The 11499-nt window shown below is 69.6% G+C and carries 9 protein-coding genes; 7 read left to right on the top strand and 2 right to left on the bottom strand.

What is annotated here, in order from left to right:
• Positions 1–202: 202 nt before the first annotated feature.
• From rarD to ilvA, 3 genes are read left to right on the top strand one after another with little or no spacing between them, the layout of a single operon-like run.
• Entirely contained in the window at positions 203–1108 is a 906-nt protein-coding gene (gene rarD, locus G6023_RS04230; protein WP_120285928.1) for an EamA family transporter RarD, read from the top strand.
• Between the two features lie 12 nt (positions 1109–1120).
• Positions 1121–4669, top strand: coding sequence for a DNA polymerase III subunit alpha (gene dnaE / locus G6023_RS04235; RefSeq protein WP_119192934.1), 3549 nt, complete (start codon positions 1121–1123; stop codon positions 4667–4669).
• Between the two features lie 43 nt (positions 4670–4712).
• Positions 4713–5987: a threonine ammonia-lyase IlvA gene (gene ilvA, locus G6023_RS04240; protein ID WP_182634174.1), complete on the top strand. Its 1275-nt coding sequence runs from the start codon at positions 4713–4715 to the stop codon at positions 5985–5987.
• 40 nt (positions 5988–6027) lie between these two features.
• Here the strand turns inward: ilvA and treZ are convergent, their stop codons facing one another.
• Positions 6028–7857: a malto-oligosyltrehalose trehalohydrolase gene (gene treZ, locus G6023_RS04245; protein ID WP_182634175.1), complete on the bottom strand. Its 1830-nt coding sequence runs from the start codon at positions 7855–7857 to the stop codon at positions 6028–6030.
• Between the two features lie 98 nt (positions 7858–7955).
• On the opposite strand from treZ, the gene G6023_RS04250 reads away from it, so the two are divergent.
• Together G6023_RS04250 and G6023_RS04255 are read left to right on the top strand one after the other, a co-directional pair.
• The gene (locus G6023_RS04250) at positions 7956–8633 is read left to right on the top strand and encodes an IMPACT family protein (RefSeq protein ID WP_182634176.1); all 678 of its coding nucleotides are present in this window, start codon (positions 7956–7958) and stop codon (positions 8631–8633) included.
• 4 nt (positions 8634–8637) lie between these two features.
• A complete protein-coding gene (locus G6023_RS04255) occupies positions 8638–8877 on the top strand; it encodes a hypothetical protein (protein ID WP_067713823.1) in 240 nt (79 codons plus the stop codon).
• Between the two features lie 99 nt (positions 8878–8976).
• Here G6023_RS04255 and G6023_RS04260 read toward each other — a convergent pair whose 3' ends face one another.
• Entirely contained in the window at positions 8977–9651 is a 675-nt protein-coding gene (locus G6023_RS04260; RefSeq protein WP_120285832.1) for a nitroreductase, read from the bottom strand.
• A gap of 795 nt (positions 9652–10446) precedes the next feature.
• Between G6023_RS04260 and G6023_RS15875 the strand changes: the two genes are divergently transcribed.
• Positions 10447–10923: a putative endonuclease domain-containing protein gene (locus tag G6023_RS15875; RefSeq protein WP_240341422.1), complete on the top strand. Its 477-nt coding sequence runs from the start codon at positions 10447–10449 to the stop codon at positions 10921–10923.
• Positions 10924–11113: 190 nt separating this feature from the next.
• Complete coding sequence (locus G6023_RS04270) at positions 11114–11479, top strand: RNA-binding S4 domain-containing protein (RefSeq protein ID WP_120285930.1); 366 nt, start codon at positions 11114–11116, stop codon at positions 11477–11479.
• The last annotated feature ends 20 nt before the right edge of the window (positions 11480–11499 follow it).

Genomic DNA, 11499 nt, shown 5'->3' on the forward strand with positions numbered 1-11499 from the left:
CGCAGCAGGTCGACGCGGCCTTCCCGCTGCCGGATGACGGCCCGGTCCCGGCCGCCTGAGCCCCGCGCGCCCACCGACGGCACCCACCCCCGAAAGGGCTCGACATGCGGGGCCGATCCGGGGCCTGGCTAGGGTTGCGCCGGTGAGCAGCGAGGGGCCGAGCCGGCGGGTGAGCAACAGCGAGAAGTCGGTGGCCGGCGGGATGGTCGCCGGCATCGCCGCGTACACCCTCTGGGGGTTCTTCCCCGCGTTCTTCCCGCTGCTCGAGCCCGCCGGCGCCGTCGAGATCGTCGGCCACCGGATCGTGTGGTCGCTCGTCGTCATGGCCGTCGTGCTCACCGTGCTGCGGCGCTGGCGCGACCTGTGGGCCATCGACCGCGTCTCGTGGGCCCGGGTCGGCGGGGCCGCCGTCTTCATCACCGCCAATTGGGGCGTGTACGTGTATGCGGTCAACTCCGAACGCGTCACCGAGGCCGCCCTCGGGTACACGATCAACCCGCTGGTCAGTGTCCTGCTGGGCGTCCTGTTGTTCCGCGAACGACTCAATCGCCCACAGTGGCTCGCGGTGGCCCTCGCCGTCGTCGCCGTCGGGGTCCTCACCGCCGGATACGGCCACTTCCCGTACCTCTCGGTGATCCTCGCGATGAGCTTCGGCATGTACGGCGTGCTCAAGAAGAAGCTGCGCGTTGACCCGGTGATCGGGATGACGGGCGAGGTGCTGGTGATCGCCCCGTTCGCGCTGGCCCTGCTGCTGTGGCTGGGTGCGACCGGCGCGGGCACGTTCACCACCGACGGCGCCGGGCATTCGGTGTTGCTGGCCACCGCCGGGCTCGTCACCGTGGTGCCGCTGCTGCTGTTCGCCGTGGCCGCGCAGCGCATCCCGCTGGCGACCGTGGGCATGCTGCAGTACATCGTCCCGGTGCTGCAGATGGCCTGGGGACTGCTCGTCGTGGGCGAGCGGCTCGACGCCGTGCAGTGGGTCGGGTTCGCGCTCATCTGGGTCGCGGTGATCGCATTCACGCTGGCCGGCAGGCAGCCACGCTCGGCCCGCGCTGGGGTTTCGGGGACTGTCGGGGATCCGACCTACACTGGGCCGGACGAGTCGTAGGAGGAATGCTGCGTGGGCGGATCCCAGTTCGTGCATCTGCACAATCACACCGAGTTCTCGATGCTCGACGGGATGGCGCAGATCGACCCGCTGTTCGCGGAGGCCTCCCGGCTCGGCATGCCGGCGGTCGGGATGACCGACCACGGCAATATGTACGGCTCGTCGGACTTCTACAAGCAGGCCGTCAAGACCGGCATCAAGCCGATCATCGGGATCGAGGCGTACGTCGCCCCCGAGTCGCGGTTCAACAAGAAGCGCGTGCTGTGGGGCGAGAAGAACCAGAAGAGCGACGACGTCGCGGGCTCCGGCGCGTACACCCACATGACGATGGTGGCCGAGAACGCCACCGGCCTGCGCAACCTCTTCCGCCTGTCCTCGCTGGCCTCCTACGAGGGGCAGCTGGGCAAGTGGGCGCGCATGGACGCCGAGATCCTCGCCGAGCACTCCGAGGGGATCATCGCCACCTCCGGCTGCCCCTCCGGTGAGATCCAGACGCGGCTGCGCCTGGGCCACAGGAAGGAGGCCTACGAGGCCGCGGAGAAGTGGCAGTCGATCTTCGGCAAGGACAATTTTTTCCTCGAGTTGATGGACCACGGGATCGACATCGAGCGCAGGGTCCGCGAGGACCTCCTCACGCTCGGCAAGGACCTGGGGATGCCGCCGTTGGTGACCAACGACTGCCACTACGTCACCCGCGAGCAGGCCCACTACCACGAGGCCATGCTCTGCGTGCAGACCGGAAAGACCCTCGCCGACGAGAACCGCTTCAAGTTCGACGGTGACGGCTACTTCCTCAAGTCCGCCGACGAGATGCGCGCCCAGTGGGACACCGAAGTCCCCGGCGGCTGCGACAACACCCTGTGGATCGCCGAGCGCGTCCAGCCGTACGACGACATCTGGGCCCCCAAGGACCGGATGCCCAAGTTCCCCGTCCCCGACGGCGAGACCGAGGACACCTGGCTGGCCAGGGAGGTCCAGAAGGGTCTGGAGTGGCGGTTCCCGGACGGCGTCCCGCAGGAGTACCTCGACCGCGCCGCGTTCGAGCTCGAGGTCATCAAGGGCAAGGGCTACCCCGGCTACTTCCTCGTGGTCGGTGACCTCATCGAGCACGCCCGCTCCATCGGCATCAAGGTCGGACCCGGCCGAGGCTCGGCCGCCGGCGCCCTGGTCGCGTACGCGCTGAAGATCACCAACATCGACCCGATCGAGCACGGGCTGCTGTTCGAGAGGTTCCTCAACCCCGAGCGTCCGTCGGCGCCGGATATCGATATCGACTTCGACGACCGCCGTCGCGGCGAGATGATCCGCTACGCCTCCGACAAGTGGGGCGCCGACAAGATCGCCCAGGTCATCACGTTCGGCACCATCAAGACCAAGGCCGCCATCAAGGACGCCGCGCGCGTGAACTTCGGCCAGCCCGGCTACGCGATCGCCGACCGGATCACCAAGGCACTGCCGCCGCCGATCATGGCCAAGGACATCCCGCTGTCCGGGATCACCGACTCCAAGCACGAGCGCTTCGGTGAGGCCGCCGAGGTCCGTCAGCTCATCGAGACGGACCCCGACGTCAAGCGGATCTACGACACGGCCCGCGGGCTCGAGGGCATGGTCCGCCAGGCCGGCGTGCACGCCTGCGCGGTGATCATGTCCTCCGAGCCGCTGCTCGACGTGATCCCCATGTGGAAGCGCGCGCAGGACGGCGCCATCATCACCGGCTGGGACTACCCGTCGTGTGAGGACATCGGCCTGCTCAAGATGGACTTCCTGGGCCTGCGCAACCTCACGGTGATCGGCGACTGCCTGGAGAACATCAAGCTCAACCGGGGCGAGGAGATCGACCTCGACGTCCTGAGCACGGACGACCCCGCGACCTACGAGCTGCTCGCCCGCGGTGACACGCTGGGCGTGTTCCAGCTCGACTCCGGCGGCATGCGCGAGCTGCTCAAGCGGATGAAGCCCACCGGCTTCAACGACATCGTGGCCGCCCTCGCCCTGTACCGCCCCGGGCCGATGGGCATGGGGACGCACTGGAACTACGCCGACCGAAAGAACGGCAAGCAGGAACTGGTGCCCATCCACCCCGAGCTCGAGGAACCGCTCCGGGAGATCCTCGGCGAGACCCACGGCCTGATCGTGTACCAGGAGCAGATCATGGCCATCTCCCGCGAACTCGCGGGATACACGGCCGGTGAGGCCGACGGCTTCCGTAAGGCCATGGGCAAGAAGAAGGCCGAGGTGCTGGCCGCCGAGTACGAGAAGTTCTCCGGCGGCATGTTCGAGCGCGGCTTCTCCAAGGACGCCGTCGACGCACTGTGGGGCACCATCGAGCCCTTCGCCTCGTACGCGTTCAACAAGTCGCACGCGGCCGGCTACGGCCTCGTGTCCTTCTGGACCGGCTACCTCAAGGCCAACTACCCGGCCGAGTACATGGCCGCGCTGCTCACCTCCGTCGGCGACGACAAGGACAAGGCCGCCCTGTACCTGTCCAACTGCCGCCAGATGGGCATCAAGGTCCTGCCGCCGTCGGTCAACGAGTCGCGGACCAACTTCCTGTCGGTGGGCACCGACATCCGCTTCGGACTGGGCGCGGTGCGCAACGTCGGCGCCCAGGTGGTGGACTCGATCGTCGCGGCCCGCGAGGCGAAGGGCGAGTTCGGCGACTTCTCGGACTACCTGGCCAAGATCGACCAGACCGCCTGCACCAAGAAGGTCACCGAGTCGCTCGTCAAGGCCGGCGCGTTCGACTCGCTCGGCCACCCGCGCAAGGGCCTGTTCCTGGTCCACGCCGACGCGGTGGAATCGGTGATGTCCACCAAGAAGGCCGAGGCGGTGGGTCAGTTCGACCTGTTCGGCGGGGGAGATGACGCCGAGGCCGACTCGGGCTTTGGCGACGTCTTCGCCGTCCGGGTCCCCGACGAGGAATGGGACATCAAGCAGAAGCTCGCCCTGGAACGCGAGATGCTGGGCCTGTACGTGTCCGGGCACCCGCTGGACGGGCTCGAGGCCGCCCTGGAGGCCAAGACCGACACCACCATCGCCACCATCCACGAGGGCGAGCTCGCGCACGGCACCGCCGTGACGATCGGCGGGATCATCTCCGGCGTCGACCGGCGGGTCAACAAGAACGGCGAGCCGTGGGCGATCGTCACCATCGAGGACTTCAACGGCAGTGTCGAGGTGCTGTTCTTCCCCAAGACGTACCGTCTCGCGGCGATGGACATCGCCGAGGACGCGGTGGTGCTGGTCAAGGCGCGCATCAACATCCGTGAGGACCGCGTCTCGGTGTTCGGCGACACCCTCGAGGTGCCCGACCTGGTCGTCGGTGGCAACGGGGCGCCGCTGGCGCTCACGCTGCCGACGCGGATGTGCACCATCGAGACCGTCACCGCGCTCAAGCAGGTCCTGGGGCGGCACCCCGGACCGTCGGACGTGCACCTGCGGTTGGTCAATGGAAGTTCGTCGACCGTCCTGCGGCTCGACGACCACCTGCGGGTCGAGACCTCGTCCTCGCTGATGGGCGATCTCAAGGCGCTGCTCGGCCCCGGCTGCCTCACGGGCTGACCGGGTTGACGGTGATCGTGGGCGCGGTGGGACACTGGTGGCTGTGACCGTCACCGATTCCGCCACGACCCAGGTCGTCACCCCCGACGACATCGACGCCGCCGCCCGCCGGATCGGTGACGTGGTCCGGTGCACCGACCTCCAGGTCAGTGAGCGGCTGAGCGAGCAGACCGGCGCGCACATCCTGCTCAAGCGGGAGGACCAGCAGGACGTCCGCTCGTACAAGATCCGCGGCGCCTACAACCTCATGGCGCAGCTGAACAGTGACGAGCGCAGTGCCGGCGTCGTGACGGCCAGCGCCGGCAACCACGCCCAGGGCGTCGCCTTCGCCTGCCGGGTGCTGGGCATCAACGGCCGGATCTACGTGCCGACCAACACGCCCAAGCAGAAGCGCGACCGGATCCTCGCCCACGGGCGGAACTCGGTCGAGCTCGTGGTGACGGGGACGAACTTCGACGCCGCCCAGACCGCCGCCCGAGCCGACGCCGCGCGCACCGGGGCGACCATGGTCCCGCCGTTCGACCACCCCGACACCATGGCGGGACAGGGCACGATCGCCGCCGAGATCCTCGCCCAGCTCGACGAGACGCCCGATGCCGTGGTGGTCCCCGTCGGCGGTGGCGGGCTGGTCGGTGGGCTGGCGACCTACCTCGCCGAGTACGCGCCGGACTGCAAGATCGTCGCCGTCGAGCCCACCGGGGCCCCGTCCCTGACCCGGGCGCTCGAGGCGGGGGAGCCGGTCACCCTCGACACCGTCGACACCTTCGTGGACGGCGCCTCCGTCGCACGGCTGGGGGAGTTCCCGTTCGGGGTCATCTCCTCGATGACCGAGCGGATCCAGGTCCTCACCGTCGACGAGGGCGCGGTCTGCACCGAGATGCTGGAGCTGTACCAGAACGAGGGGATCATCGCGGAGCCCGCCGGGGCACTGGCGGTGACCGCGCTGGAGCAGCTCGAGATCGACGAGGGTGCCACCGTCGTCTGCCTGGTCTCCGGTGGCAACAACGACGTCTCGCGGTACAGCGAGATCATCGAACGCTCCCTGGTCCACAAGGGACTCAAGCACTACTTCCTGGTGAAGTTCCCGCAGGAGCCCGGCCAGCTGCGCCGCTTCCTCGACGAGGTGCTGGGGCCCGAGGACGACATCACGCAGTTCGAGTACCTCAAGCGCAACAACCGCGAGTACGGCGCCGCGCTCGTGGGCATCGAGCTGGGCTCGGCCACCGGCCTGCACTCGCTGCTCGAGCGCATGGACGCCTCCCGCATCGACTGTGAGCGCCTCGAGCCGGGCACCGCGGCGTACGAGTACCTGACCTGACCTGATTTCACGCGCGGGCGGCGTCCACCGTGACGTCGTCTCAGCGCGTCCGCAGCACCGCGAAGCCGAACGCCTGGCAGAACACCGAGTCGTCGTCGGCGACCGCGCCCGAGGCGAACACCGCCTCGCCGGTCAGCGGGACCCGCGACGGCTCGGTGCCCAGGTTCACCACCAGCGCCAGCGACCCGCGGTGGACCACGAGCCAGCGGTTGTCGTCGGCCTCCACCCCGCAGTCCACCCGGACCGAGCCCAGCCACGGGTCGCTGAGCTCGGGCTCGGCCTTCCGCAGAGCGATGAGCGCACGGTAGGTCCGCAGGATCACGGCGTGCTCATCGGCCGCCTGCTCCGTGCGGTCGAGTACCGAGCGACGGAACGTCTCCGGATCCTGCGGGTCCGCCACCGTGTCCGGATCCCAGCCCATCGCCGCGAACTCGCGGGTCCGGCCCTCACGCACAGCCTCGGCCAGCTCCGGCTCGGGATGCGAGGTGAAGAAGCAGAACGGCGTCCGCGCGCCCCACTCCTCACCCTGGAACAGCATCGGGGTGAAGGGCGAACAGAGGACGATGGCGGCCTTGGCCAGCTGCTGCTGCGGCGTGAGGTTCATCGACGGCCGGTCGCCGGCCGCGCGATTGCCCACCTGGTCGTGCGTCAGCGTGTAGGCCACGAACCGCGACCCCGGCACCCGGCTCACATCCAGCGGCCGCCCGTGCACGCGCCCGCGGAACGTCGAGAACGTCCCCGCGTGCAGGAACGCACCCGTGAGCACCTGTCGCAGCGACTCGAGCGACCCGAAGTCTGCGTAGTAGCCCTGCCGTTCCCCCGACACGGCGGCGTGGACGGCGTGGTGCACGTCGTCGTCCCACTGCCCGTCCAGCCCGAGGCCGCCACCTTCACGCGCGGTGACCGTCCGCGGATCGTTCTGATCCGACTCGGCGATGAGCGAGAGCGGCCGCCCGAGATGGGTCGCCAGCGACTCCACCTCCACCGTCAACTGCTCCAGCAGATGCACGGCGGAGACGTCGTGCAGCGCGTGCACCGCATCCAGCCGCAGCGCGTCCACGTGGAATTCGTCGAACCAGCGCAGGGCGTTGTCGATAATGTAGCGCCGCACCTCGCCCGCGTGCTCACCGTCCAGGTTGAGCCCCGAACCCCACGGCCCGTCCGCGGCCGACAGGTACGGCCCGAACTCCGGCAGGTAGTTCCCGGACGGACCCAGGTGGTTGTAGACCACGTCCAGACACACCGCGAGCCCTCGAGCGTGGCAGGCGTCGACGAACTGCTGGAACGCGTCCGGCCCGCCGTACGGCTCGTGCACCGCGAACCACGCCACCCCGTCGTAGCCCCAGCCGTACTCGCCGTTGAACGCATTGAGCGGCATCACCTCGACCATGTCCACGCCCAGCTCGACCAGCTCGTCGAGGTGCTCGATCGCGCTGGTCAGCGTTCCGCCGGCCGAGAACGTGCCCACGTGCATCTCGTAGATCACCGATCCGGCCAGCTGCCGTCCCGTCCACGCCTGGTCCGTCCAGCGGGACTCCTCGAGGCGGTGTACCCGAGACAGCCCGTGGACCCCGTTCGGCTGACGCGGCGACCGCGGGTCGGGCCGCGGCGGGCTGACCTCGTCGTCGTCGCCGGTCACCACGAATCCGTAGTCTCTGCCCTGCTCCCGGGGGATGCCGGACGTCCACCAGCCGCCCGGGGCGCGGCGCATCGGGACCGGGTCGGCGTCGGGGGAGTCCAGCACCAACCCCACCGCGCGGGCCCCGGGCGCCCAGACGGAGAACATCTCGTCGCGCGGGTCGGCGCCGGCGGGGACGGTCGTGGCGGTCGCGCTCGTGTCGGGCGGGGTCGCTTGGCTCGGTGAGGTCACACCGCCCAGCGTAGGGAAAACGCGCCGCCGCGGGGAGGGGCGAACGACACCCGCAGGCCGAACTGCGCGCATCAACGACCGACGGCGATACTGGGGCCATGACAGAGTCCCCGCCCCGCGTGCTCCGGCTCACCGCCGGACCGGACGTGACGGGGGAGTACGAGGAGAAACGCTCCAGGTTCGTGGCCGTGCTGAGACGGTGCGACGACGAGGAGGACGCCCGCGCCCTGATCGCCGAACTCCGGGCGGCGCACCCGTCGGCTCGCCACCACTGCAGTGCCTTCATCGTGGACGTTCCCGGGGCCAGCCGAATCGAGCGGTCAAGCGACGACGGTGAACCCTCCGGCACCGCCGGCACCCCCATGTTGGACGTGCTGCGGGGACGTGGCCTCACCGGGGTGTGCGCGGTCGTGGTCCGGTGGTTCGGCGGCACCAAGCTGGGCACCGGCGGGCTGGCGCGGGCCTACTCGGCGGCGGTGTCCGGGGCGGTCGACGCCGCGTGGCGGACTGGTCGCGTCGCGGAGGTGACCCGCACCCCCGCGTGGACGGCCGAGGTCGACCACGCCGTGGCCGGCGGTCTCGAGGGGGCGCTGCGCTCCGCCGGGGCCCGGGTGATGGATGTCGACTACGGCCGGCGCGTGCGGTTGACCGTCGCGGGGGAGTTGGACGTGGTCGGGCCGATCCTGGCCACGCGCACCTCCGGCGGGGTCGAGTGGGAGACCGCAGGGGTGGCCACCACCGAGAACGCGGCAGTTCGCCGGGATGTGGAATCCTGACTACATGAGCATGCAGCCCTACCAGCCGAACTCGATCGAGCAGCAGAAGCAGCAGGTCCGCAAGGATGCGCGCACCACCGCTATCGCTCTGGGCGTGACGGCCGTGTCGCTGCCGATCGCGCTGTTCGCGAGCTCGTTCTTCACCGTGGTGGCGATCCTCGCCGCCATCGTGGCGATCTACAACGGCAACAAGGTCCGCAAGGCCATCTCCGGCAAGCCCGATCAGAAGCGCGAGCTGTACTGACGCCAGCCGTGCTGATCCGGCTGCGGCCCGGGTGGGCGCAGTCGCGGCGACGGCTCAGCCGAGCCCGGATCAGGCGAGCCCGCCGCAGCCGAGCCCGGATCAACCGTGGCGGCGCACCACGTCGGACAGGTCGGCGCGCTCGGCCCGGAACGTGTTGGCAGGGTGGTCCGCGTCGGCGAAGCCGAATGCGATCCCACAGACGATGAGGCGGTCCTCGGGGATCTGCAGGTGCTCGCGGACCGCATCCGAGTACAGAGCGATCGCTGCCTGGGCGCATGTGGCGACGCCCAGCGACGTGGCGGCTGCCAGGAACGTCGACACGTATCCACCGCAGTCCACCGCCCCGTACGTGCCCAGGCCCGCGTCCGAGGTGATCACCGCGACGTGCGGGGCGCCGAAGAAGCGGTAGTTCTCCAGCATCTGACGCAGCCGCGCGTCCGTGTCCGACCGCTCGATGCCGAGCGCCGAGTAGAGCCCGAAGCCGCTCGCCCGGCGGCGGTCGCCATACACACCGTCATACCGCTCCGGGGCGGGAAAATCCGAGCGCATGTCGTTGGAGAGCACATGGTCGGTGAGATGCTTGCCGAACGCCGCCGTGGCCCGTCCCGTCACCAGCTCCACCTGCCAGGCCTGCGAGTTGCACCACGATGCGGTGCGCTGGGCCATGCGGAAGATCCGGTCGATCGTCTCCTCCGGGACCGGCTCGGAGGTGAATCCCCGGCAGCTGTAGCGGTCGTCGAGGAGCTGCTCCAGCGTGGCGGCGGCGTCGGTCATGGGCCCTCCAGGGGAACTCGTTTCAAAGTGTGAGCCCAGTCTCGCACGGGCCCCAGGCGGGCTTGGCAGGGGCTGTAGCCGCCAGCGCTGCCACCGCCGCCTCGCCAGCCCCACCCGCACCCGCACCCGCACCCTCCATCATCCCGCCGGCCCCAATCCGCCGATCGGTCGGCGATCCACCAGGCGGGATCGCTCGGTGGATCGTCGTTCGATCTGCGGTTGTCGCGAAGGGCCGGTCATGCGCGACCGCGATATCCACAGGGGTCTTCCCCCTCCACAGGTGGCGTGCTCCGGGTGCTCAGGGGCGGCATGTCGAGCACGGCGCCCGGCCATTATCGGGTCGTGACTGACATGAGCGAACTGCGATCCCTCCTCCTGACGGCCTCTCGGTTGCGAGCCGACGGCATGACCTCTCAGCGGATGAGCCGGGCGGTCTCCTCAGGCGACCTGGTCCGTCTCAGACCGGGTTACTACGTGGACGGCGTAGCCCGCCGACTTCGGAAAGAGGACCGGCACCTGCTGAACGTGTTGGCCGCGGATGCGGCGCTCGACTCCCCGGTGTTCTCGCACGCATCCGCGGCTCTCATACACGGCTTGCCCTCGTGGGGACTGCCTCTGGGAAAGGTTGCGGTCTCGGCAGACCATCAGTGCTGGCGAACCCACACGACCCGGGCGATGAAGCATCATCTCGGCGCTCTCCGCGAGGACGAGGTGACCCGGGTTGATGGCCTGCGAGTCACTGCTCCCGCGCGTACTGTAATGGATCTCGCGCGGACCGTTGGTCGGGATGCGGGTGTGGCCGTCGCGGATGCGGCACTCCACGGGGAACTGATCGACCCGGCCGCTCTGGACCGCGCGCTCGAGGAAGCGGCCGGGCGCTCGGGGATCAAGAGAGCCCGGGCGTCTATGGCGTTGACCGACGGCCGGAGCGAGAGCGTGGCCGAGACGCTCAGCCGCCTGACGCTGGCCGACTTCGGACTCCCGGCGCCGGAGACCCAGGCGGACATCATCGGCAGGCACGGCAACCGCATCGCCCGCGTGGACTTCCTGTGGCGCGAGTTCGGGGTGATAGGGGAGTGCGACGGGTTCGGCAAGTACTTCGACGGCGCGGACAGTGCAGAGGTGAGGCGCCGACTCGGCCGTGAGAAGGACCGGGATGCCGAGCTCCTCGCTCTCGGCTATCGGATCCTGCACTGGCGGTGGGCGGATCTCGAGCAGCCGCGCCTGTTGGCCGAGAAAGTCCGTCGGGTCCTTTATCCCGTCGCGGCCTGAGCCCCGGGGTCCGGCACCCGCCTGAAAAGTCTGCACCCGCCACGATGGTTCGCGGGCGGGGTCGGTGATGCACTGATCGGATGACGATCCGCCGACGGAGCTCCCGCGGTGAATCGCACACGGATCGGTGGATCACGCACAGGTCGGTGGGTTTCAGGCGCCCCTGGCGGCCACAGCTATCCTCGGCCCCATGAGTGTTCGGGTGGACGCGTGGACGTGGTCGGTGCGGTTGTTCCCGTCGCGGACCAAGGCGGCGGCCGCCTGCCGTGGCGGGCACATCAAGGTTAACGGCGAAGCGGTGCAGCCGTCGAAGCCCGTCGTTCCCGGCGACCGAGTGCAGATCACCGGCGCACTGGGGCGGGTCCGCATTCTCGAGGTGGTGACGACCATCAACAAGCGGGTCGGTGCCCCGGTGGCCGCGACCTGCTATGTCGATCACTCGCCCCCGCCGCCGCCCAAGGAGGTCCTGGCCTCCCAGCCGCGGCGGGAGCGGGGAGCCGGGCGGCCCACCAAGCGGGAGCGCCGCGAGACCGACCGACTGCTGGGCCGCGACTGAGGCCCCCACCGGTCAGCCGC

The sequence above is a fragment of the Dietzia sp. DQ11-71 genome (genome assembly GCF_014144995.1).
Taxonomy (GTDB): Bacteria; Actinomycetota; Actinomycetes; order Mycobacteriales; family Mycobacteriaceae; genus Dietzia; species Dietzia kunjamensis.